This is a genomic window from Novosphingopyxis baekryungensis DSM 16222 (assembly GCF_000420305.1).
Taxonomy (GTDB): Bacteria; Pseudomonadota; Alphaproteobacteria; order Sphingomonadales; family Sphingomonadaceae; genus Novosphingopyxis; species Novosphingopyxis baekryungensis.
The window spans coordinates 328,010-349,461 of sequence record NZ_ATUR01000003.1; the positions used below are offsets into that span (position 1 = coordinate 328,010).

24 protein-coding genes are annotated in these 21,452 nt (G+C 62.7%); 22 read left to right on the forward strand and 2 right to left on the reverse strand.

Annotated elements, in window-relative coordinates:
* Window positions 1-56 precede the first annotated feature (56 nt).
* The 6 genes from G410_RS0105365 (at window position 57) to G410_RS0105390 (ending at window position 5,078) form a co-directional block, all read left to right on the forward strand.
* Window positions 57-602: a flagella basal body P-ring formation protein FlgA gene (locus G410_RS0105365; protein ID WP_022672626.1), complete on the forward strand. Its 546-nt coding sequence runs from the start codon at window positions 57-59 to the stop codon at window positions 600-602.
* A 97-nt stretch (window positions 603-699) separates the two neighbouring features.
* Window positions 700-978 (forward strand): flagellar biosynthesis anti-sigma factor FlgM, encoded by a 279-nt coding sequence (locus tag G410_RS15780; RefSeq protein ID WP_022672627.1) that lies wholly within the window; start codon window positions 700-702, stop codon window positions 976-978.
* Window positions 978-1,271: a hypothetical protein gene (locus G410_RS0105375; protein WP_022672628.1), complete on the forward strand. Its 294-nt coding sequence runs from the start codon at window positions 978-980 to the stop codon at window positions 1,269-1,271. The genes G410_RS15780 and G410_RS0105375 overlap by 1 nt, the downstream gene beginning before the upstream one ends.
* A gap of 134 nt (window positions 1,272-1,405) precedes the next feature.
* Window positions 1,406-2,203: a transglycosylase SLT domain-containing protein gene (locus G410_RS0105380; RefSeq protein ID WP_022672629.1), complete on the forward strand. Its 798-nt coding sequence runs from the start codon at window positions 1,406-1,408 to the stop codon at window positions 2,201-2,203.
* An 83-nt stretch (window positions 2,204-2,286) separates the two neighbouring features.
* Window positions 2,287-4,335: a flagellar biosynthesis protein FlhA gene (gene flhA, locus G410_RS0105385; protein ID WP_245559311.1), complete on the forward strand. Its 2,049-nt coding sequence runs from the start codon at window positions 2,287-2,289 to the stop codon at window positions 4,333-4,335.
* Window positions 4,336-4,349: 14 nt separating this feature from the next.
* Window positions 4,350-5,078: a sigma-70 family RNA polymerase sigma factor gene (locus tag G410_RS0105390; protein WP_022672631.1), complete on the forward strand. Its 729-nt coding sequence runs from the start codon at window positions 4,350-4,352 to the stop codon at window positions 5,076-5,078.
* A gap of 114 nt (window positions 5,079-5,192) precedes the next feature.
* On the opposite strand, the gene G410_RS0105395 is transcribed toward G410_RS0105390, so the two are convergent.
* Together G410_RS0105395 and G410_RS0105400 are read right to left on the reverse strand one after the other, a co-directional pair.
* Window positions 5,193-6,044 (reverse strand): flagellin N-terminal helical domain-containing protein, encoded by an 852-nt coding sequence (locus G410_RS0105395; RefSeq protein WP_022672632.1) that lies wholly within the window; start codon window positions 6,042-6,044, stop codon window positions 5,193-5,195.
* Between the two features lie 215 nt (window positions 6,045-6,259).
* Entirely contained in the window at window positions 6,260-7,087 is an 828-nt protein-coding gene (locus tag G410_RS0105400) for a flagellin N-terminal helical domain-containing protein (RefSeq protein ID WP_022672633.1), read from the reverse strand.
* Between the two features lie 313 nt (window positions 7,088-7,400).
* On the opposite strand from G410_RS0105400, the gene G410_RS0105405 reads away from it, so the two are divergent.
* From G410_RS0105405 to G410_RS0105480, 16 genes are read left to right on the forward strand one after another with little or no spacing between them, the layout of a single operon-like run.
* The gene (locus G410_RS0105405) at window positions 7,401-8,711 is read left to right on the forward strand and encodes a sigma-54 interaction domain-containing protein (RefSeq protein ID WP_022672634.1); all 1,311 of its coding nucleotides are present in this window, start codon (window positions 7,401-7,403) and stop codon (window positions 8,709-8,711) included.
* Between the two features lie 14 nt (window positions 8,712-8,725).
* On the forward strand, window positions 8,726-9,076 hold the full coding sequence (gene fliE, locus G410_RS0105410; RefSeq protein ID WP_028971105.1) for a flagellar hook-basal body complex protein FliE: 351 nt from the start codon (window positions 8,726-8,728) through the stop codon (window positions 9,074-9,076).
* A gap of 10 nt (window positions 9,077-9,086) precedes the next feature.
* Entirely contained in the window at window positions 9,087-10,811 is a 1,725-nt protein-coding gene (gene fliF, locus G410_RS0105415; protein ID WP_342662452.1) for a flagellar basal-body MS-ring/collar protein FliF, read from the forward strand.
* Complete coding sequence (gene fliG / locus G410_RS0105420; RefSeq protein WP_022672637.1) at window positions 10,804-11,880, forward strand: flagellar motor switch protein FliG; 1,077 nt, start codon at window positions 10,804-10,806, stop codon at window positions 11,878-11,880. Before fliF ends, fliG begins: the two co-directional genes overlap by 8 nt.
* Window positions 11,873-12,508: a FliH/SctL family protein gene (locus G410_RS0105425; RefSeq protein WP_022672638.1), complete on the forward strand. Its 636-nt coding sequence runs from the start codon at window positions 11,873-11,875 to the stop codon at window positions 12,506-12,508. The genes fliG and G410_RS0105425 overlap by 8 nt, the downstream gene beginning before the upstream one ends.
* Window positions 12,505-13,851, forward strand: coding sequence for a FliI/YscN family ATPase (locus G410_RS0105430; RefSeq protein WP_022672639.1), 1,347 nt, complete (start codon window positions 12,505-12,507; stop codon window positions 13,849-13,851). Before G410_RS0105425 ends, G410_RS0105430 begins: the two co-directional genes overlap by 4 nt.
* Complete coding sequence (locus tag G410_RS0105435; protein ID WP_028971108.1) at window positions 13,848-14,279, forward strand: hypothetical protein; 432 nt, start codon at window positions 13,848-13,850, stop codon at window positions 14,277-14,279. The genes G410_RS0105430 and G410_RS0105435 overlap by 4 nt, the downstream gene beginning before the upstream one ends.
* Window positions 14,276-16,042 (forward strand): flagellar hook-length control protein FliK, encoded by a 1,767-nt coding sequence (locus G410_RS17945; RefSeq protein ID WP_156851863.1) that lies wholly within the window; start codon window positions 14,276-14,278, stop codon window positions 16,040-16,042. The genes G410_RS0105435 and G410_RS17945 overlap by 4 nt, the downstream gene beginning before the upstream one ends.
* Before the next feature lie 39 nt (window positions 16,043-16,081).
* Window positions 16,082-16,630, forward strand: a complete 549-nt coding sequence (locus G410_RS0105445) for a flagellar basal body-associated FliL family protein (RefSeq protein ID WP_022672642.1) — start codon at window positions 16,082-16,084, stop codon at window positions 16,628-16,630.
* A gap of 4 nt (window positions 16,631-16,634) precedes the next feature.
* Window positions 16,635-17,567 (forward strand): FliM/FliN family flagellar motor switch protein, encoded by a 933-nt coding sequence (locus G410_RS0105450; protein WP_022672643.1) that lies wholly within the window; start codon window positions 16,635-16,637, stop codon window positions 17,565-17,567.
* Window positions 17,560-17,940 (forward strand): flagellar motor switch protein FliN, encoded by a 381-nt coding sequence (gene fliN, locus G410_RS0105455; protein ID WP_028971109.1) that lies wholly within the window; start codon window positions 17,560-17,562, stop codon window positions 17,938-17,940. The genes G410_RS0105450 and fliN overlap by 8 nt, the downstream gene beginning before the upstream one ends.
* Window positions 17,940-18,323 carry a FliO/MopB family protein gene (locus G410_RS17655; RefSeq protein ID WP_022672645.1) on the forward strand — a complete coding sequence of 128 codons (384 nt, stop codon included), beginning with the start codon at window positions 17,940-17,942 and terminating at the stop codon, window positions 18,321-18,323. Before fliN ends, G410_RS17655 begins: the two co-directional genes overlap by 1 nt.
* Before the next feature lie 4 nt (window positions 18,324-18,327).
* Window positions 18,328-19,194, forward strand: a complete 867-nt coding sequence (gene fliP / locus G410_RS0105465) for a flagellar type III secretion system pore protein FliP (RefSeq protein ID WP_022672646.1) — start codon at window positions 18,328-18,330, stop codon at window positions 19,192-19,194.
* Between the two features lie 8 nt (window positions 19,195-19,202).
* Complete coding sequence (locus G410_RS0105470; protein WP_022672647.1) at window positions 19,203-19,475, forward strand: flagellar biosynthetic protein FliQ; 273 nt, start codon at window positions 19,203-19,205, stop codon at window positions 19,473-19,475.
* 37 nt (window positions 19,476-19,512) lie between these two features.
* The gene (gene fliR / locus G410_RS0105475; RefSeq protein ID WP_022672648.1) at window positions 19,513-20,295 is read left to right on the forward strand and encodes a flagellar biosynthetic protein FliR; all 783 of its coding nucleotides are present in this window, start codon (window positions 19,513-19,515) and stop codon (window positions 20,293-20,295) included.
* A 3-nt stretch (window positions 20,296-20,298) separates the two neighbouring features.
* Complete coding sequence (locus tag G410_RS0105480) at window positions 20,299-21,441, forward strand: EscU/YscU/HrcU family type III secretion system export apparatus switch protein (protein WP_022672649.1); 1,143 nt, start codon at window positions 20,299-20,301, stop codon at window positions 21,439-21,441.
* Window positions 21,442-21,452: the final 11 nt, after the last annotated feature.

The following is a 21,452-nucleotide window of genomic DNA, read 5'->3' on the forward strand; positions in this document are numbered from 1 at the left end:
GCGGCGCACTGGCGCTTCTGTAACCTTATGCCCTCATGTGATCGCAAGGCCCTATCATGACCAAGAGCAAGCTGCTTTATCTCGGCGCCGCCACGGCCCTTCTCGCCGTGGCACCTGCCGCTGCGGGAAATTTTCAGAGCCTCGATGATCTTGATGTGGCGGTGGCCGCGCACGCCGGTGCCAAGATTGGCGATCCGGGCGGGGCGCGCACGCCGATCGACCGGCGACTGAAGCTGAAAGCCTGCCCAGATGCGCCGAGCGTTTCAGGCCCGGTGCTCGGGGCCGCCGTGGTCCGTTGCGAGCCGATTGGATGGTCGATCCGGGTTCCTCTGCGCCTTGATGCAGCTACGTCCGGCGCAACCAATAGCAATAACGGTGCACCGCGAACAATGGCGGCGCGCCAGCAGGAACGCGATGCCATCGTGCGGGGTCAAGCCGTTCGCCTGACCGTCGAAGGCCGCGGCTTCACCCTCTCGCGCACCATGATTGCGGATGCGAACGGTAAGATCGGTGACATGATTTCGGTCCGCGCGGACCGCTCGTCCAAGCCGGTTCTGGCCCGCGTCGTGGACATTGGCGAAGTATCGGTATCCGGTATCTGACCGCCGCTTTTCCGCGCCCGTATCGCGGCAATATCTTTTTTTCTTAAAGTTCTCTCCAAGCTGCCGTTACCGATAGCGACAAGAGTAAGAGGTTATCATGAAGATTGATCGTCCCAATAGCTATTCTGCCGTTTCCACCGCAGCAATCCGTGGCGCGAGCAGCAAACCCGTCTCCGCGGTCGGTGAAACCCGCCCAGCCAATGACGACAGCGCCGTCCGCCAGTCGGATGCGGCGAAGATCGCCAGCCAGGGCGCCCCGAAAGACGGCGCCAAGATCGAACGGATCCGCGCTGAAATCGCGGCAGGCCATTATGTGCTGGATATCCAGGCGCTGGCCCAGAAAATGATCGATATGGACGTGCTCGGCGGCGAGTGATGCAGACGCATCGTATCCAGGCTGCGCAGCAGCAGCTGATCGCCGCGCTCGATGCCGGCGATGCGCCCGACATCCTGACCGCCACGGGAACATTATCCTCGTTGATCGATGAACTGCGGGCCACCCCTGCGCTCTACGCCAGCACGGATTTGCGTGAAGAGTTCGAGCATATCGAAAAGCTCTCGGTTGCCGCGGCCTATCGGTTGCGCGTACTGACCGATCATACGCGCCAGCGGCTCGAGCTGCTGGGCGCCGACACGCAGCCGATCAGCTACGGCCCGCGCGCCGCCTGAGCGCGCCTGCCCGCCCCGCGCGGGCCAAGTTTTTTAGCCTCCTTTCCCAACCACTTCTCATTGTCATCATTCCCGGTCGCTGTCGCTGAACTTGGCACGGACTTTGCTTCTCTCCTGCAAACAGGAGTCGGCACATGCCATCGGGAATCAACAGCTATGCAAATATGGGCGGTGATCGCATCACCCGCGCCATTGCACAGTCCGCCAAGCGGACTGGCGTCGATTTCGACTATCTGATGGGCCAGGCCCGCATCGAAAGCGGCCTCAACCCCAACGCCAAAGCCCCCACCAGCTCGGCCACCGGCCTCTATCAGTTTATCAGCCAGAGCTGGCTGGCAGTGGTCGACCAGCATGGTGCCGATCACGGCCTCGACTGGGCAGCCGGTGCCATCCAGAAAGATTCGCGCGGTCGCTTCAACGTGGCCGATCCGCAGATGCGCCAGGCGATCCTGGATCTGCGCAAGAATCCAGAGGTTGCGGCCGTGATGGCCGGCGAATTCGCCTCCGACAACAAAGCCTATCTGGAGCGGCGCCTGGGCCGCGAGATGGCGCCCGTCGATCTGTACCTTGCCCATTTTCTGGGTGCAGGCGGGGCCACCAAATTCCTGTCCGCCCATGCCTCCAGTCCCGATGCCGCCGCCGCGCCGCTTTTCGGCAAGGCCGCCGGGGCCAATCGCAACATTTTTTACGCCTCCAATGGCCGCGCCCGCAGCTTCGACGAAATCCGCAACCGGTTCGCGGACAAGCTCGGCAATGGCGCGAATTTGCCGATGGGCGGCAACTCTCCGCCGGGCGGCAATGACATGCCTTATGTCCAGCCCGCCGATTATCTGCGGCTGGCCAGCCAGCGGACCACGCCCACGGGCACCGACCTCAATCGTAACGACAATGCGCGACTGGCTTACATGCTGCTCGCGTCAATGGGAGCTTGAAGCCTCACATGAAAGCCGCCTCTTCCCCCGCATCCGGTTCCGCTCTCAGCGCTCTGCTGGATGTCCGGTCGGCCCTGCTGCCGATGGCCACCCTGCTGCTAGTCGTGTTCCTGGTCTTGCCGGTGCCCGCCTTTGTGCTCGACATCGGGTTCATCACCAACATCATGATTTCGCTCGCGGTGTTGATGGTGGCGCTGAACGCGTCCAAGCCGCTGGACTTCAGCAGCTTTCCAACGGTGCTGCTGTTTGCAACGCTGCTGCGGCTTGGCCTGAACGTCGCCTCCACCCGCGTCGTGCTGGTGTCCGGCCATGAAGGCGGCGATGCGGCCGGCCATGTGATCGAAGCCTTTGGCTCCATGCTGATCGGTGGCGACTATGTCGTCGGCCTGTTCGTGTTTGCCATCCTGATGATCATCAACATGGTCGTCATCACCAAGGGCGCAGGCCGCGTGTCGGAAGTCAGTGCACGTTTCACCCTGGATGCCCTGCCCGGCAAGCAGATGGCCATCGATGCCGATCTCGGCGCGGGCCTCATCACGCCGGAAGAAGCCAAGCAGCGCCGCGTCGACGTGGCGACCGAGGCCGATTTCTACGGCTCGATGGATGGTGCCAGCAAGTTCGTGAAAGGCGATGCGATCGCCGGCGTGCTGATCCTGGTCATCAACATTCTCGGCGGCATCGTGCTCGGCGTGGTCAGCCATGGGCTCGATATCGGCGAGGCCGCGTCCACCTACACCATGCTCGCCATCGGCGACGCGCTGGTGGCGCAGGTCCCTGCCCTGCTGCTGTCGATCGCCGCAGCCGCGATCGTGACCCGCGTGTCTTCCCCGTTCGATCTGCCCGGACAGATCGCCTCGCAGTTCGGATCGCACAAGGCCTGGATCCCCGTCGCCGTCATACTGACGATCCTGGGCGTGCTGCCCGGCATGCCGCACATGGTGATTTTGCCTGCGGCCGCCGTGGCCGGCTATTTCGCCTATCGCTTTTCCCGCCCCGAGCCAGAGGAAGAAGTGCCCGAAGCCCCCGCCCCCAATCCAAGCACCATCAACTGGAGCGACGTGTCGGACGAAGCGATGCTGGGCATCGAGGTTGGCTACGCGCTCACCCCGCTGGTCGACGAGCGCAAGGATGCGCCGCTGATGAAGCGCGTGACCGGTATCCGCAAGCAATTGTCCAAGGAGCTGGGTTTCGTCATTCCGCTGGTGCGCATCAAGGATGATCTGACGCTTGATCCCAATGCCTATCGCATCACCATTGGCGGCACCGTGATCGGCGAAGACGTGATCTGGCCGGAAGACATGCTGGCGATCGACAGCGGTGATATCGACGAAGAGATCACTGGCCGCGCCTGCAAGGACCCCACCTTTGGCATGGACGCGCGCTGGATCAGCCCGGATATGCGCGCCGAAGCCATCGTGGCGGGTTACACCGTGGTCGACGCCTCCACCGTGCTGGCCACGCATCTCAACCACATGATCCGCCTGAATGCCGCGCAACTGTTCGGTATGGATGAAACCAAGATGCTGCTCGACAATCTGAAGGAGCGCGCGCCGGAACTGGTCGAGGGGCTCACCCCCAAGGCGCTGTCCCTGTTTGCCGTGTCCGCCGTTTGCCGCGCGCTGCTGATCGAAGGCGTACCGCTCAAGGACTTCCGCCGTCTGTGTTCGGCCATGGTCGAGGCGACAGGCGATGGCAGCACGGATATTCCGCTGGTGGTGGAGCGGGTGCGCCAGCGCATCGGATCGCTCATCATCCAGTCGCTCGTCCCTGTCAGCATGCCGCTGCCGGTGGTCACGCTGGATCCGGAGCTGGAGGGTCTGCTCTCCCAGTCGATCAAGATTTCCGGCGATGCCAGCTTCCCGATCGAGCCCGGCCTCGGCCAACGCATCCTGACGGCCATCGAGGAATCCAGTCAGCGCCTGATGCTGCGCCAGCAGAATTTCGCGCTGGTCACCTCCCCCGCCGCGCGCAAGGCGCTGTCCGATCTGCTGCGTCCGCGCTTCCCCGATACACCGGTGCTCAGCTTCCGCGAACTGCCGGATGACAAGCCCGTGGAAGTCATCGCAACGGTCGGTGGCCCCGCAGAACCGGCACCGCAGCCGCAAGCCCATCACAGCTTCACCGGACTTTGAGAGGAACGCGAGCCATGAATTTCCAGACAAGTTCCTCTTTGACCTATGGGCGCAAGCCCGTTCGGCAAGACCCGAAGCAGCTGATCGAGGACCATATCCCGCTGGTGCGCAAGATTGCCTGGCACGTCTCTGGCAAAGCTCCTGCGACCATAGAGGTGGAAGATCTGATCCAGATCGGCCTGGTCGCGCTGATCGAGGCGGCACGCCGTTATGAAGATCAGGGGCACCAGTTTTCCACCTATGCCGGCACGCGCATCCGCGGCGCGATGATCGATCATCTGCGCGCGCAGAGCAATCTGTGCCGCTCCGCGCTGGATTTCCGCAAGCAGCTGCGCCGCGCGCAGGACAAGTTGATGAAGCAGCTCGGCCGTGACGCAAGCGAGAAGGAGCTGGCGCTGGAGATGGGCCTTGAACCGGCAGAGTTTCTCTCGCGCTTCGATCAGGCCGCCGATGTTCAGATGGAATCGATGGACGAGGTCTATTCGGAACACAGCATCTGGTTCGCATCCGAAGACGATGGCGCCGATATGGCGCTGGAGCGCGATGAGCTGACACAGCTAGTCGCCGCGGGCCTCGGAACGTTGAACGAGCGTGAGCAGATGGTGCTGCAGCTGTTCTTCATCGAGGAACTCAACCTGGAAGAGATCGGCTCTGTGCTGGGTGTCACCGCCGCGCGGGTTTGCCAGATCAAGAAAGGCGCGCTCGATAATATGCGCAAGAAACTCAGCCAGACGATGGATTGAAGCATGGCGGCCATGCCGGCCAGCTTTATCCAATAAAAAGCGCCCGCCGGTAACTACCGACGGACGCTTGTTCAGCCTTCCCGCATCGAACGCATGCGGGTGGCTTCAGTGCTATTAACGCAGCAGGCTCATCACGCCCTGCTGGCTCTGGTTCGCCTGGGCAAGCATCGCGGTGGACGCCTGGTTCAGGATCTGGAACTTGGCCAGATTGGTCGACTCTTCGGAGAAATCGGCATCCTGAATACGGCTGCGGCTTTCCGAAAGATTGGTCACGCGGTCGGTCAGGCTGCTGACGGTGGCCTGCAGACGGTTCTGCGAGGCACCGAGATCGGCCTGTGCGGTGGTGATCGTCTTCAATGCCGCATCGAGCGTGCCAAGAGCGGTAGCAGCAGCCGTATCCGTCGTGATATCGATGGTTACCGCACCGGCGTTATCACCAATGCCGAGCGCGGCGATACCGACATCCGTCAGACCGATCGCCACCTGTTCACCGGATTTCGCGCCGGTCTGGATATTGATAGCCGTCGCCGTTAGCGTAGTACCGTCGGCATTGTTGAGCAGCTGCACGCCGTTGAACGTGGTGTTCTTGGCAATGGCATCGATCTGCTTGGTAAGCGCGCCGACTTCGGCCTGCAGATTGGTGCGATCTTCCAGCGTCAGCGTGCCACTGGCGGACTGAACGGCCAGTTCGCGCATACGCTGCAGGCTGTTGGTGATCTCGTTCATGCCGCCTTCTGCGGTCTGCGCCAGCGAGATGCCGTCATTGGCATTACGCTTGGCCATCGTCAGGCCGCGCACTTCAGAGGTCATCTTGGTGGCGATGGCAAGGCCGGCAGCATCGTCGCTGGCGGAGTTGATGCGCTGGCCGGTGGACAGGCGATCGATGGCCTTCGAAAGGCCCATTGATGCCTTGGTCGACGCGGACGTCGCCCGCATCGCGGCGGTGTTGGTACCGATAACAGTCATAGGTGTGTTTCCCTTATTGAAGTCTGGACAACTCCCTGATCAAGAGTTGCCTCGAAGGTGGTAACGGCACCTGCCAAGATAACTTTAGAACAAAAGCACACATTTTATTTGGTTATTATATTCCGATCAGTAACAACATAGTACACACGCGTTTTTGCCCGCCGGATCACTCCGGCGGGCTACGCTTTTTAGTTATGTTAGTCTGGCTTGGTGTATTAGCGCAGCAGGCTCATCACGCCTTCCTGGCTCTTGTTCGCCTGGGCGAGCATCGCGGTCGATGCCTGGTTCAGGATCTGGAACTTGGCCAGCTGCGTGGATTCTTCGGAGAAGTCGGCGTCCTGGATGCGGCTGCGGCTTTCCGACAGGTTGGTCACGCGGTCGGTCAGGCTGCTGACGGTGGCCTGCAGCCGGTTCTGCGAGGCACCGAGGTCGGCCTGCGCCGTTGTCACCGTGGCAAGAGCCGCATCGAGCGAGTCCAGCGCTGCGTTGGCACCTGCCGTCGTGCTGATGTCGATTGCGGCCACGGTCGTGGTGCCATCGGTCAACGTAGCGGCCCGCACGTCGGTCAGCTGGATGCCGACCTGCTCGCCGGACTTGGAACCGGTCTGGATGTTGATCACATTGGCATTGTCGAGCAGGCTGACATCATTGAACGTGGTGCGGCCGGCAATATCGTCGATCTGAAGCTTCAGCGCGGCGACTTCCTTCTGCAGGTTGCCGCGATCATCCACACCCAATGTGCCACTGGCCGACTGGACCGACAGTTCGCGCATCCGCTGCAGCATGTTGGTGATCTCGTTCATGCCGCCTTCGGCGGTCTGGGCCAGCGAGATGCCGTCATTGGCGTTGCGCTTGGCCATCGTCAGGCCGCGTACTTCCGAGGTCATCTTGGTGACGATGGCGAGACCGGCAGCATCGTCGCTGGCCGAGTTGATGCGCTGGCCGGTGGACAGACGCTCGATCGCCTTGGAAAGGCCCATCTCGGCCTTGGTCGAAGCGGAAGAAGCGCGCATTGCAGCGATGTTGGTTCCGATGACAGTCATTTCGATTTCCTTCGTTCTAATCCGGGGCCGGCATCGTGTCTCGCCGGGTTCGAAAAAGGTAACGGTGCCAATTCGGATCGCTTAAATTGAAAATCGACGGGCCTGAAAGACCGTCAAATGCCGGCTTTATATATATATAGCGCCATTATTTTGACGCTTTGCGACGCTGCATTGACGCTTTGACGATCAGCTATGCCGGGCCAACGGCAATATGCCGCAGCGCGCCGCCATTTGGCGGTTTGGCACACCCCTTGCATCCACTTGCCATGAGGGAGCCAGCCATGTCGCTGTGCCAAAGTCCGGGGAAGTAAGAATGTTCGTAACGAAAACCGCCATCAGCGATGCCGCAGCTGCCATGCTGCCCACTTTGACGGCCTATCTGAACGCTGTTCTTATAGACACCATACGCATGGAGGACGCGGCCGGTTCCACGCGAACGCGCCCCATCCGCATTTTGACCGAAGACGAGCGCAGCGAGGCATCGCATCGCGATCTGATCCTGTCCTTCCGCCCCGGCGCGCCCACGCTGGTGCCTGGCGACATGACCCAGCCCATGCAGATTGCCTTTGGCCCCGATGATCTGAAACTTGGCCACGCTCTGATTGCCGAAGCCGTGCGCCATGGCGGCCCCGCCGTCGGTGAACCGGCCAGCGCCAAGTTGATGCGCTATGCCGCCCGCGTGGCGACGAGCGAAGCGGCGGTCCTGATCCAGGGCGATACCGGCGTGGGCAAGGAAGGCATGGCCCGCTTCGTGCACAACAACAGCCCGCGCGCGGAAGGCCCGTTCATTGCCGTCAACTGCGCCGCCCTGCCCGCCAGCATGGTGGAAGCCATGCTGTTCGGTCACAAGCGCGGCGCCTTCACCGGCGCAAGCGGAGAGAGCGAAGGTCTGTTTCGTGCAGCGGATGGGGGCACATTGTTCCTGGACGAGATCACCGAGCTACCGCTGGAGCTGCAGGCCAAATTGCTGCGCGCGTTGCAGGAAGGCGAAGTGCTGCCCGTGGGCGAGACCCGCGCCGTGAAGGTCGATATCCGCATCGTGGCCGCAGCCAATCGCAATTTCACCGCCGAAGTGGCCGAGGGTCGCTTCCGCGAAGATCTCTACTGGCGCCTCAATGTCATGCCGATCGAGATCGCACCACTGAACGAGCGCCGTCAGGACATCTGCGCCATCGCCGCGACCATGCTGCTCGCCATGCAGAAGGACGGAGCGGATTTCGCGTGGATCGATGCCGAGGCGCTCCACGCCCTGATGAGCCACGCTTTTCCCGGCAATGTGCGCGAATTGTGCAACATGCTGCAGCGTGCACTGGTGCTGCGCGAAGGCGACAGCATCACGCTGGAGGATTTCGATCTTGCCCCGGACCCGTTCGCAACGCCGATCGGCAGCATCCCTGCCGCTTTGCCTACGACGCCCCGTGCCGACCCCACTCCCCTCGCCAACCGCGTCCTGCGTGGCCGTGATCTGCAGACCCAGGCCCGTCTGGCCGAATTCGACGCGATCAGCGCCACGCTGGAGGAAACGCAGGGCAATCGCCGCCGCGCCGCAGAGCTTCTCGGCATATCCGAACGCACGCTTCGTTACCGCCTCGCCGATATGCGCGAGCTGGCCGAAGCGGCCTGAAGGAGGACTGATCCATGCAACCGATGGCCAACAGCCTGCTCGCCGCGCGCAACGCGATCCTGCAGCAGAACAAGACCCTCCAGAACGTTACCGAAGCACCCAAGGTCGGCAGCGGTCAGATCGGCGGATCGGGCAAAGCGCCCGAAACGCCGTTCACCGATACCATGCGCGACGCGCTGAGCCAGGTGAACGCATCGCAATCAACCGCTGCCAATGCCGCCGCTGCTTACGACGCTGGACAAACCACCGATATCGCGGCGGTCATGCTGGCCAAGCAGAAGGCGTCGGTGGGGTTCGAGGCTACCTTGCAAGTCCGCAACAAGCTGCTCTCGGCTTACGAGAACATCATGAACATGCCGGTGTGATATGAATGAAATGACGATTTCCCAGCCCGGCGATGCCGGTTCCGGTGACGGTGGCGGACTGACGCGGGCCACCCAGCGGCTGAAGCCCATGGGCATCAGCGACAGCGGTTCGATGGCCTCCGGCTTCATGGACAAGGCGCGCGAATTTCTGGGACAACCGGCGGTGGCCAAGGCGCTGCCGCTGATCGGCTTTCTGGCGGTGGTGGCAATGGCTGCTGCGGCCTGGATGGCGTTTCAGGCGCCGCCGCAGCGCGATCTGTTCCGCGGCCTGCCGGAAAATGACAAGGCCGCCGTGGCAGCGGCGCTGGACAGCAATTCCATTCCCTACAGTCTGGACACCGACACCGGCGCGCTGACCGTAGCCGAAGACGATTATTATGCCGCCAAGATGCTGGTCGCCGCGCAAGGGTTGCCCAAAAGCGCGCCCGATGGCGATACCATGATCTCCAGCATGCCCATGGGGGCCAGCCGCGCGGTGGAAACCGAAAAGCTGCGCGGCGCACGCGAGGCCGATCTGGCTCGCTCGATCGAAGCCATCGACAGCGTGAACTCGGCCCGGGTGCATCTGGCGGTCGATCCGCCAAGCGTGTTCATCCGCGAACGGAATGAACCGGCCGCATCGGTGGTGCTCAATCTTGCGCCCGGTGCCACGCTCAGCAGTGAGCAGGTGCAGGCGATCACGCATCTGGTTGCCAGCTCCGTCTCCGGCCTGAATTCCGATCGTGTATCGGTGGTCGATCAGAACGGACGCCTGTTGTCGGAAAGCGCCACGGACGGGCCGCTTGGCGAGGCGGGCCAGCAACTGATGGTGCGCCAGCAGATCGAGGACCGCTATCGCCAGTCGCTCACCGCCTTGCTCACGCCCATCCTTGGTGCGGGCAATTTCGCAGCCGAAGTCTCGGCCGAACTGGATTTCTCGGAACGTCAGGCAACCAGCGAAACCTTCCCCAAGGACGAGTCCGTTGTGCGCAGCGAAAAGCGCAGCTGGACGGAACAGAGCGATCCCGCTTCCGGCAATGCCGGCGGCATTCCCGGCGCCGTCAGCGATCAGCCGCCTGCCGATGCCACCGTAGGCGATCAGCTGGCCGATCCCACCGCGCCTGCCGAAATGCAGAAGCGTCAGGAAGAGATTAACCGCAATTTCGAGCTGGGCCGCCAGGTATCTGTGGTGCGGGAGGCGACCGGCGATGTCAGCCGCCTGTCCGTGGCCGTGGCGATTGCCAATGGCGCCGATGGCAAACCGCGCAGCCCGGCGGAGATTGCCGCGATCGAACAGCTCATCAAGGGCGCGATCGGCTTCAGCCAGCAGCGCGGCGATCAGGTGGCGGTGTCCTCGCGCGCTTTCCAGCCGATCGTCGAAGCCAACACGCCCTGGTATGAAGCCAGCTGGGTGTCGCTGCTGGTGCGCAATGTCTCCGGCCTGATCGCGGCACTGGCGCTGATCTTCTTCATCGGCCGCCCGATGCTCAAGCGCCGCAAGGAGCTGAAGAACGCCGCTGCGGGCAAGACGGGCGAGGAAAATGAAGACGGCACGCCGGCCCTTCCCACGTCGCTGCAGCCGGAAGCCATCGCGGACAAACCGGTCACGCTCGACATGATCAGCTCTGCCTACAGCTATCAGGAGCGCGCGCTGCTGATCCAGGATTTCGTCAAACAGAATCCCGATCATGCCACGCTTGTGATCAGAGACCTGCTGAATTCAGCCAAGAACACGAAGGAAGCAGCCAATGGCTGACGTGATTGAGAAAGAGGAAACCGCCCTTTCCGACCTGGCAACGCAAGCGCCGGTTCCATCGACCGAGCTGCGCGAAATCAATGACGAGCAAGCGGCGGCGATCCTTCTTCTGCTGTTCTCCGAAAAGGAAGCGGCGGACATTCTTTCCCGGCTGGAGCCCAAGGAAGTCGAACAGCTCAGCAGCATCATGTACTCGGTGTCCGACATCGGCCCGGGTGAGATCGACACCGTGCTGGACCGGTTCGTCAACCGGGCGAAGCACCGCACGACCCTGGGCTATCGCTCCGACGTGCAGATCCAGTCCATGCTCACCGCCGCGCTTGGCGAACAGCGTGCCGAGGTCATGATCAGCCGCACTGCGCCCAAGCGTCCGCAGCCCAGCCTGGAAGCGCTGGAATGGATGTCACCCTCCGATATCGTATCGATGCTGGAAGACGAGCATCCACAGATGATCGCGCTCGTGCTGTCCTTCCTCTCGGCGGACAATGCTGCTGCCGTGCTGGGGGATTTCCCTGCCGACCTGCAGGATGATATCGTTTACCGGCTGGCCACACTGGGCCAGGTCAGCAGCGACGCGATCGATACGATCGAGCAGCTTCTCACCGCCTTCCACGCGCCCAAGGGCAGCGGCGGCAGCATGATCGACAAGGGAGGCAATGCCCCCGAGGTCGCCGCCATCATGAACCAGATCGGCAAGAAGAACAGCGCCAAGATGCTCAAAGCCCTGTCCAAACGGGACAAGGGCCTCGCCACCGAGATCGAAGACCAGATGTTCACCTTTGCCGACCTTATCACCATGGACGTCAAGGACCTGGGCACCGTCATCCGCACGGTGGACAGCGCCCTGCTCGTTCCCGCGCTGAAGGGCGCCGACGAGAAGCTGCGCGCAAAAATCCTGAGCTCCATGTCAACCCGCGCCGCGCAGACCGTCGAGGACGAGATTGCCGAGAAAGGCCCGATGCCGCTGGCCGAAGTGCTCGATGCCCAGAAAAAGGTGATCGCGCAGGTCCGTCAGCTCGCCAACAGCGGAGAAGTTGTGATGGGTGGTCAGGGAGACGATTATGTCTGAGGCTTTCGCCCTACGCAGCTTCGCCCCGCAGCAATCGCCCTTTCGTTCGGTCTGGTCGAACGATTCCAGCGCTTTTCAGAGCAATGGCACGCAGCAGCCTGCCGCACCGGAGCAAACAGCCGCCTCGCCAGTCGATGAGATGGCGCAGGCTGAAGCCTATCTGCAGGAACAGCTGGATGACAGCTACCGTAAGGGTTTTGCCGACGGTCAGGCAGCCATTGCCCAGGCCAATGAGGAACTGATGGCCTGCTCGGAACGGCTGGCCAGCGCCGTCGAAGCGCTGAAACCACGGCCGGGCAATGCGCTATGTGAAACCCTGGTGCGCACCATCCGCCAGCTGCTCGACCGCACCGCCGGATTTTCCGAGCCGAGCGCCGAGACGCTGCAACAGCATTGCCAGACCCTGGCCACGATGGCGCAAAAGGATTGCACCAACGCCGTGCTGCATCTGCATCCGCTAGACCGGGCCCTGCTCGGCGAACAGGACTTCGGACTGACCATGGAAGAGGATGCGTCGATGACGCGCGGCACCCTGTCGCTGAGCCACAGCGAAGGCTGGATCGAACATGGCACCCAGCCGGTGCTCGATGAGCTGGAATCCATGCTGGCCGCGCTGGACACGCAATGATTGCCGCACAGGAAAAGGCGCTGACCCATCTCGTCAATCGCATCGGAAATCTGAACGCCGGGCCACGGCGGATCGGACGGCTGGTGGCGCATGATGCCGGCATGATGGAAGTGACCGGATTTGATTATCCGATCGGCTTTGGCGGCACCATTCGCACCGCGGACGGCAAGGCCATCAAGGCCGAGATCGCCGGTTTTCGCGGATCGCGCGCGCTCATGATCCCGCTGGAAAGCGATGGATCGGTGCGCAACGGCGCGCGCGTGGAACCCGACATGCAATCGAGTATGGCACAGGTGGGCGACGGGCTGCTGGGCCGCGTGATCGGCCCGATGGGCGAACCGCTGGACGGCGCCGGGCCGATCATGTCCGACAGGGACTGGCCCCTGGCTGGCAAGCGCTCCAACGTTCTCAACCGGGGCCGCGTGACGACACCGATCGATCTGGGCGTGCGCGCCATCAACGGTCTGCTGACGGCTGGCTATGGCCAGCGCATCGCCATCGCCGCAGGATCCGGCGTCGGCAAGTCGGTTCTGATCGGCCAGATCATCGCCAATGCCGATGTCGATGTCGCGGTCGTCGGTCTGATCGGCGAACGTGGCCGAGAGGTCAGCGATTTCGTCGAGACCAAGCTCGACGGCCCGATGCGCGGACGAACCGTGACTGTGGCCGTGCCAGCCGACTATTCGCCGGTATTGCGGTTGCGGGCCGCCGCGCGCGCCACCGCCATCGCCGAACATTTCCGCAGCGAGGGCAAGCGTGTCCTGCTGATCATCGACAGCCTGACCCGTATTGCCCATGCGCAGCGCGAAATCGGCCTGTCGATGGGCGAACCACCCACGATGAAGGGATATCCCCCCTCTGCCCTGGCGCTCATCCCGCGCCTCATTGAACGCGCCGGCAATGACAAGGCCAGCGGCGGCTCGATCACCGCGCTCTATACGGTGCTGGCCGATGGCGGCGACATGGAGGACCCGGTGGTCGATACGGCGCGCGCGATCGTGGATGGCCACATCATCCTGTCCCGCCTTCTCTCCGAACAGGGAATCTTTCCGGCCATCGACGTCGGCAAATCCCTCAGCCGTGTGGCCGCGGACATTATCGATGACGAACACCGCACGGCGCAGACCAATTTCCGCCGGCTCTGGTCGGCCTATGAGGAAAATCGCGATCTGCTTTTGATGGGCGCATATCGCCAGGGCAGCGACCCGGCGATCGACGAGGCCGTCGCCCGTCATGACGATCTACTGGAATATGTCCGGCAGGGCTCACGCGACGCGGTCTCGATGGAAGACAGCGTTACCGCGCTGCAGCACGGTTTCGGACAACGGGGGAATGAAGCGTGAAGAAGATACTTAAAAGTCGCCAGCGCATCCTTGGCATGCGCGAAACGCAGCTGCGCATCGCCACGGGAGACAGCGCTGCGGCGCGCGGCAATGAAAGCAGCCTAGAACAGAAGCGCACCCAGCTCAAGGCATTGGCCGTGCATATGCACAAGGCCGGTGCCCAGTGCCGCGAGGGCCGCAGCCTGCATGCGCAGCTCGAACTGGTCGATCGCCTGTGCCAGGCAGATGACAGCATGGCCGGCGCGATCGAACAGGCCCGGCAGAAAACTGCACAGATGGAGCGGCAACGGATTGCCGCCTATCAAAAACGCGAGATGGCCGATCGTCTGGTCGGCCGCGCCGCCAATGATCTGGCAACGGAGCAGGACCGCAAACTGTCCGAACAGCCCCGCGCCAAGCCGCGAAAGATGAAGGGAACGGGCCTGTGAGCAATATTTCTTCCGGATTCGGCATGATGGCCGGACGATCTTTCAAGCCAACTGGCACGGTTTCTGCATCATCCAAATCGATGACAGCTTCCTCCCTCCCTATTGGCGGCAGACCGAAGGCCTCTATCATGCAGGCTCGCGGCACCTCCACCATTGCGCCATCGTCGATATTTGGCGTCCAAACCGGTGCGACCAAGGTCGGAGCTGATTCCGACGCGCTCAACCGCACCAAGGGTAACGACGCTGATGCAGATCCGAGCAAGTCGCTAAAGCAAACAACGGTTCCAGCCGCGGGAATATTGGGCATACGCAATGGTGCAGCCCTTCCATCGGCGAAGGAGTCTGCCGGAACGACGGTTTCGGACACAGGCGACGAATGGGCTGACGATCCGTTCGAAAATTTCGGCCTTCCAGCTATCATGTCACTGGCGCTGCCGCAGACGCCCTCGCCAGCTCAGCAAGCGCGCGGCGCGCTTGGTGGCCTTGCCCCGGCCTCGACGAATGGATCCAGCGAAATGATGGCTGCGGAAACGACCGGAGAGTGGAAAGGCGCACCACTATCCAGTGGCAGCGGCTCTTCATCGTCGCCCGAAACCCCGGCGCGCCCGATTGTTTCCTTGGCTCCCGATGTTCCGGAGTTGATCCACACGGTGAAATCACCAGCGAACGGCAACTCGACGGGCGAAGGCAGCGCTGCCGGCCTCCCTCTTCCTGACGCAAGCCTTCCCCGCAATAGTTCTGACGCGCCCTTGGCGCGCCCGATAGTTAGCCAAGCGCCGTTCGATCCTATCGAGTCGCAGACGTCCCCGGCTGTATCGGCGGCAAATCGGTCGCTCCTGTCCGAAGGAACCACGACCGACGAGCGCCTTTCGCCTTTGGATACTCCGTCGTCATCGGCTGCCAACACGCGCACCCCAGACGAAACCATGAGCGCTGCAAATGTAACACGCTCTGGCTTTCTGGAACCAGCCGGCAACCGCTTGAGGCAACGTCCTGGGCTCGCGGAACGCACCGCGGCAGCCTCGAACGACGCAAATGGTATCGCCTATACCAACATCCAGCCGCCTGCTGCTGACGATCATGTTACGGCGGCCCGCACGGCAAAATCTCTCGAAGCGGCACAGAACGGAGCGGCTCAATCCGAGTTGCCTAGCCCGCTCGACTCCGCAGAGGGAACGACACAACCCGATCGGTTCTCCGCCTTCACGCAGCAGCTTACGCGCAGCATGGCCGCGCCTGGCGCGGGCGCCACAGCAACGGCGGACTATGTGCAGGGACCGCCCATTCCGTTCGATCAGCAATTCGGTCCGCGCGTGGGCAGCGCCATCAGCGCGGCGATGAACAGCATGGCCGTCAAGGATGGCACGCTGCTGTTGCAGATTGCGCCCGAACATCTGGGCAAGCTGGAAATCGCCATCGATCAGGGAAGCGAGCGGCTGCACATTACCACCGAAAATGAGTCCGTCCGCAGCGCCATTGCGCAAGCGCATGGCCGTATCGAACAGGAATTGCGCAGTGCCGGCCATCGCATGCTCGTGGAGGTGGCGGCCCGCGATAGCGCCGCCACCAGCCAGAATGGCACCGCGGGTCAGCAACATCAGGCCGGCCAGTCGGAGGCGAATGCGCAATCGCAGTCTCAATCGCAAGGGCAGGCCCGTGTCGGCCATCGTGATCCCCGGTCGCCTGGCGGCCAGCCGAATGATGCTCCCCTGCCCGGCCAGGCGCCGGGCCAGCGCCCCTCTTCCAACATCCATTATGCCTGATGCCAAGCGCGTCACATCTTCGAAACACGGAGTTCGATCATGAGTGAAGACAAGAAACCCGCCAAGAAAGGCAAATTGAAGAAAATTCTTCTGCCGGTGGTTGGCATCCTCCTGATTGGCGGGGCGTGCGGCGCCGGCGGGTTTTTCTATGCCGACATGATGGGCGGTCACGGCGCAGCCGAAGCCAAGCCGGACCTGCCGAAGATCGTGCTGAAGGACGGCAGCACCGTCGACGGGCCAACCCACGGCGGCAAATCGGAAAAGACCGAATATCAGGTCACCTATCATCCCATCGAGGAAAGTTTTACGACCAACCTGCGTGGCGGATCCGGCTTCGCGCAGGCCGAGATGGCGGTGTCCACCATCTATGACGAGCGCGTCGTCCAGGCCCTGACCGATCATGACATTGCCGTGCGCAATGCGATCGTGCTGGAAATGGCCGATACCGATGCGATGGAGCTAGAGACGGTCGCCGGAAAGAAAAACCTGGCACTGCGTCTGCGGGATCGGATCAACGAGACGCTGGAAGAAAAGACCGGCTTCGGCGGGATCGACGAAGTGTATTTCACCAAGCTGGTGCTGCAGTAAGATCATGGCCGCCGCCCAGGAAAAAGCCCCTGACAATGCCGCCGGGTCAATGCGCGACGATGCGTCGCACAGTTTCCTGACGCGCAATTCGGATGAAGCGGATATCACGCCCATCATCCGGCGTACGGCCAAGCGGCTGGCCGGGGGGCTGCGCATGGCGCTGCAGCCGCTGACCAGCGAAAAGCTGAACGTGACCGCAGAACCGCCGCGCACCGAGCTCCAAGCCGACTGGCTGGAAGCCCAGGGCGCATCGATGGGCCTGGCCTTCTTCCAGCTGCCGCCGATGAAGGGCCGCGCTGCGCTGCGTCTTCCGCATGATTTTATTGCTGCGCTGGTCGACGCCTTTTTCGGCGGATCGATTGGCCGGAGCAAGAGCAAGAAGAACAGCTATTCCTCCACCGATATGCGCCTGATGCATCGCATCGCCAGCGCGATCGGCCCGCAGCTGGGCGCAGCCTGGGCGGAGACCGGCCCATTCCGTTGCCTTGCCGCCGGATTGACCGACGATCCGGACGAAATACGCCCGAACGGCGTCAATACGGCCTTCGTCATCCAGCCGTTCACCCTGTCCTATGCCGGCGATACCAGCTTCAGCATCGAAATCGTCTATCCGGTCGAGATGATCAAATCGGCGCGCGAGGAATGGTCCGTCGTGCCGGACGTGGCGACCATCCCGCTGGACCCGCAATGGCATGAGGATCTGGGGGCAGCGTTGAGCGAGGTCTATCTGCCCGTGCGATCGGTGCTGGCACGGCCCACCATGACCCTGCCGGAACTGGCCAATCTGAAGCCCGGCGACATCATACCCATCCCGCCTGCCCGCAATCTTCCCCTGATTGTCGGCGATCGGCCCTTCGCACGCGGCAGCCTTGGCGAGCAAAACGGCCTCGCCGCCTTCCGCATCGACTATATCGAAAAAGGATCAATCCATGAATGACATGACGGAGGCCCCGAGCATGAGTGATGCCGCCGGCCTGCAGGACGGCAACGGTGCGGCAAATCCTTGCCGGGCGGACGGCCCCAGCTTTGCCGATCCCAATTCGGATCACTATCGCTTTCTGGCGGACATTCCGGTGCGGCTGTCGGTCGAAGTCGGCAATGTATCCTTAAAATTGTGTGAAATCATGAACTTGACGGAAGGCTCGGTCGTCGAGCTGGGCCGCCAGGCGAACGAAATGCTCGATATCAACGTAAATGGCACGCTGGTTGCAAAAGGAGAGGTCGTAACCGTCGACGGCCGTTTCGGCATCCGCGTGGCAGAGGTTGTCACGAAGAACGTCGGAGGTGCGAGAGTTGAAAGGCGTGCCTAGTGACCTATTATATCCTCAAGCTGGTGATCATGCTGCCCCTGATGGTGGCCATGATCGTGGGAGCCTTGTGGTTATACCGTAAATATCAGCCGGGAATGGTGCCCGGTGTCCGCCAGCGCGATCTGCGCCTGGTCGAGACGCTGTCGATGGGCACCTCCGGCAAGCTGGCCGTGGTGGAATTTGGCGGCCAGCGTATTCTGCTCTCCGCCACGCGCGGCAAGATCGAGCAGATCACCGCCCGCGACATGACCGAGCTGGAACGCCAGGCGTATGCCGCCTTGCCGATGGCCGATGCCGGGGTGAGCGACCACCCCAATCCTTTTTCCGGAATCATGAACAAGGCGCTCGCCGCGCGTGCCTCGCTCCGCCAGAACCGGAGCTGAGCCGATGACGACCCTTTTGCAACGTCCCGGCGTCCGCGCGCTCCTGAAGCTGCTGCTGACCGCGCTGATCCTGCTTCTGCCCGTCGAACTGTCCGCGCAGGCCACAGCCGTGCCCCCGGCGCAGCAGCCCGCCGCCGCCGCGCCGATTACCGCGCCGGCTGCACCATCCGCCGCGCCGCAGGCACCGGGCGCGTCCGAAGCCCTGACCCGCGCGCTGGACGATGTCTCCGGCGACGGCGCACCGCTGACGCTGTCCCTGCAGATCCTCATCCTGATGGGGCTGCTGACGATTTTGCCCAGCCTCGTGCTGATGATGACCAGCTTCACGCGCATCATTATCGTGCTGTCGATCCTTCGCCAGGCGCTGGGCCTGCAGCAGACACCGCCGAACCAGGTGCTGATCGGGCTGTCGCTGTTCCTGTCGCTGTTCGTGATGGCGCCGTCGATCGAGCAGATCAACAGCCGCGCGATCGAGCCCTATGGCGCCGATCAGGTCACGCTGGAGCAGGCCGTCTCCGTCTCCGGTGAGGTGTTCCACGCCTTCATGGTGAAGCAGACCCGCCAGACCGATCTCAAACTGTTCATGGACATCGCCAAGGTGGACGGCGTGGAAAGCCCCGAGGCAATCCCCTTCACCATCCTGCTGCCCGCCTTCGTCACCAGCGAGCTGAAGACCGCGTTCCAGATCGGCTTCATGATCTTCCTGCCGTTCCTGATCATCGATCTGGTGGTGGCATCCACGCTGATGGCGCTGGGCATGATGATGCTCTCCCCCACCATCATCTCGATGCCGTTCAAACTCCTTCTCTTCGTCCTCGTCGACGGCTGGGCCCTCACCATGGGTTCGCTTGCCGGCTCCTTTGTCAGCTGAGGCCCTTCATGGAACAGACAGATTATGTCATCGGTATTGCGCAGCAGACGCTCTGGATCACCGCGCTCGCGGCGGCTCCGCTGCTGATCCCTGCGCTCGCCATCGGCATCCTGCTGGGCATGGTGCAGGCCGCCACCTCGATCAACGAGGCAACGCTCAGCTTCGTGCCCAAGCTGATCGTGGTCGGTGCGATGCTGGCGCTGTTCGGCGGGTCGATCCTCTATCTGATCGCCGATTTTACCATCGAAACCTTCAATCGCATTCCGGAACTGCTGGTCTGATGATGACTGCCGTCCCATCAGGCGCGGAGCCACGGCCATGATGTCGCCCGCCTTTGCCGGGGCGGAGGACCAGCTGTGGCAATGGGTCATGGCGATGATCCGGCCGGGGGCTGCAATGATGGCCGCGCCCTTTTTCGGCGCGGCGCAGGTGCCGCGGCAGGTGCGCATCATCCTGGCGCTGATGATCGGTCTGGCCGCCACCGGCCCGGCCAATATCACCATGCCTGCCGAAACATTGGCAAGCTTTGCCGGCTTCATGTTCCTGGCGGGCGAAGTGGTGGTGGGCGTGGCCATGGGCTTTGCCCTGCAGATCGGCTTTTCCGCCGTGTTCGTGGCCGGTGAGACGCTCAGCAACGCCATGGGGCTGGGTTTTGCCTCCATGAACAACCCGCAAATGGGCGGCTCGACCCCGGTGGTCGGCCAGTTCCTGTCGATCATCGCCACGCTTTTGCTGCTGGCGATGGACGGGCATCTCATGCTCATCGCCATCATCGTCGACAGTTACCGCACCTTGCCGCCGGGCGATGCCTTTCCCAGCCTGATCGCGATCGACAATCTGGTCCAGTTTGGCGGATCGCTGTTTTCTCTGGGCCTGCTCATTGCCATGCCGGTCGGCGCGTCTTTGATCCTGATCCAGATCGTCATGGCCATGCTGGCCCGCTCCGCCCCTGCCCTCAACCTGTTTGCCGTCGGCCTGCCGGTCGCGCTGCTGTCCGGCCTGGTGTTGCTGGCGATGGCCGCGCCGATCATGGCGGACGGCATCATGAATGCGATGGGCGACGGGCTGGAACAATCGCGCATGATCGCGGCGGGAGGTTAGCGCATGGCCGACTCTCCCTCAGGTGGCGGTGAAAAAACCGAAGATCCTACCGACAAAAGGCTGAAGGACAGCGCCAAGAAAGGCGATGTCCTGCAGTCCAAGGAACTGGGCGTGGCGCTGATCATGATTGGCGGCGCGGCCATGTTTGCGCTCTTCGGCGGCCAGCTGGTGGAGGCCAGCTCCGCGGTCGTGCGCTCTGGCCTGATGATCGAGCAGCAGGATCTGGAAAGCTTCGACATGGCGGACCGCACCATGAAGCTGCTGGCGCCGCTGGTGCTTCCCTTCGGCGCGCTGGCGGCGCTGCTGATGGCGCTGGCGGTCGGCACCCCGGCGCTGCTGGGGTCGCTCGGCTTCCGCTGGCAGGCGATCAGCGTGAAGCCCAACAAGATGAACCCGGCATCCGGGCTGAAGCGCATGTTCGGCACCCATGCGCTGATCGAGCTGGGCAAGGCGCTGGCCAAGGTCGTCGTCATGGGCGTGGTCGGCGTCATGCTCATCATGTCGTCCATCGGCGATATGGTGCAGCTTGGGCTGGGCGATATCCGCAGCAGCATCGGCGCGTTCGGCAGCCTGTTCATCTACACCCTGATGGCGATGGCCGCCTGTCTGGTGTTCATCGCCATGATCGACGTGCCCGCCCAGATGTTTCAGCGCACCAAGAAACTGCGCATGACCAAGCAGGAAGTGAAGGACGAGCACAAGGAGAGCGAAGGCTCGCCCGAAGTGAAGCAGGCCATCCGGCAACGCCAGCATGAGATGATGAGCGGATCGGCCCGCGCGGCGGTGGAAGACGCCACCGTGCTGCTGGTCAACCCGACCCATTTCGCCGTGGCGCTGCGCTATGATCAGGCGCGCGACGCGGCGCCCGTGGTGCTTTATCGCGGACGGGGCGAGCTGGCGCTGATCATGCGCGAGCTGGCCGATGAGGCCAAGGTGCCGATCCTGCATTATCCTGAGCTCACGCGCGCCATCTACTACACGTCCAAGGCCAATCAGCTGGTGGACGAGCGGCTGTACATGGCCGTGGCCGCCCTCCTCGCCTTCCTCTTCCGGCTGGATGCCGAGCTGACGGCAAGGACCGAACGGCCCGACATCGATGTGCCGGACGATCTCAAATTCGACGCCGATGGGCGGCTTTCGCCCTAAAGTTTTCACAG

Excerpts from the sequence above, each read along its gene's own strand:
- G410_RS0105365 (WP_022672626.1), top strand. The coding sequence starts at position 57 with ATGACCAAGAGCAAGCTGCTTTATCTCGGCGCCGCCACGGCCCTTCTC.
- G410_RS15780 (WP_022672627.1), top strand. The coding sequence starts at position 700 with ATGAAGATTGATCGTCCCAATAGCTATTCTGCCGTTTCCACCGCAGCA.
- G410_RS0105375 (WP_022672628.1), top strand. The coding sequence starts at position 978 with ATGCAGACGCATCGTATCCAGGCTGCGCAGCAGCAGCTGATCGCCGCG.
- G410_RS0105380 (WP_022672629.1), top strand. The coding sequence starts at position 1,406 with ATGCCATCGGGAATCAACAGCTATGCAAATATGGGCGGTGATCGCATC.
- flhA (WP_245559311.1), top strand. The coding sequence starts at position 2,287 with ATGGCCACCCTGCTGCTAGTCGTGTTCCTGGTCTTGCCGGTGCCCGCC.
- G410_RS0105390 (WP_022672631.1), top strand. The coding sequence starts at position 4,350 with ATGAATTTCCAGACAAGTTCCTCTTTGACCTATGGGCGCAAGCCCGTT.
- G410_RS0105395 (WP_022672632.1), bottom strand. The coding sequence starts at position 6,044 with ATGACTGTTATCGGTACCAACACCGCCGCGATGCGGGCGACGTCCGCG.
- G410_RS0105400 (WP_022672633.1), bottom strand. The coding sequence starts at position 7,087 with ATGACTGTCATCGGAACCAACATCGCTGCAATGCGCGCTTCTTCCGCT.
- G410_RS0105405 (WP_022672634.1), top strand. The coding sequence starts at position 7,401 with ATGTTCGTAACGAAAACCGCCATCAGCGATGCCGCAGCTGCCATGCTG.
- fliE (WP_028971105.1), top strand. The coding sequence starts at position 8,726 with ATGCAACCGATGGCCAACAGCCTGCTCGCCGCGCGCAACGCGATCCTG.
- fliF (WP_342662452.1), top strand. The coding sequence starts at position 9,087 with ATGACGATTTCCCAGCCCGGCGATGCCGGTTCCGGTGACGGTGGCGGA.
- fliG (WP_022672637.1), top strand. The coding sequence starts at position 10,804 with ATGGCTGACGTGATTGAGAAAGAGGAAACCGCCCTTTCCGACCTGGCA.
- G410_RS0105425 (WP_022672638.1), top strand. The coding sequence starts at position 11,873 with ATGTCTGAGGCTTTCGCCCTACGCAGCTTCGCCCCGCAGCAATCGCCC.
- G410_RS0105430 (WP_022672639.1), top strand. The coding sequence starts at position 12,505 with ATGATTGCCGCACAGGAAAAGGCGCTGACCCATCTCGTCAATCGCATC.
- G410_RS0105445 (WP_022672642.1), top strand. The coding sequence starts at position 16,082 with ATGAGTGAAGACAAGAAACCCGCCAAGAAAGGCAAATTGAAGAAAATT.
- G410_RS0105450 (WP_022672643.1), top strand. The coding sequence starts at position 16,635 with ATGGCCGCCGCCCAGGAAAAAGCCCCTGACAATGCCGCCGGGTCAATG.
- fliN (WP_028971109.1), top strand. The coding sequence starts at position 17,560 with ATGAATGACATGACGGAGGCCCCGAGCATGAGTGATGCCGCCGGCCTG.
- fliP (WP_022672646.1), top strand. The coding sequence starts at position 18,328 with ATGACGACCCTTTTGCAACGTCCCGGCGTCCGCGCGCTCCTGAAGCTG.
- G410_RS0105470 (WP_022672647.1), top strand. The coding sequence starts at position 19,203 with ATGGAACAGACAGATTATGTCATCGGTATTGCGCAGCAGACGCTCTGG.
- fliR (WP_022672648.1), top strand. The coding sequence starts at position 19,513 with ATGATGTCGCCCGCCTTTGCCGGGGCGGAGGACCAGCTGTGGCAATGG.
- G410_RS0105480 (WP_022672649.1), top strand. The coding sequence starts at position 20,299 with ATGGCCGACTCTCCCTCAGGTGGCGGTGAAAAAACCGAAGATCCTACC.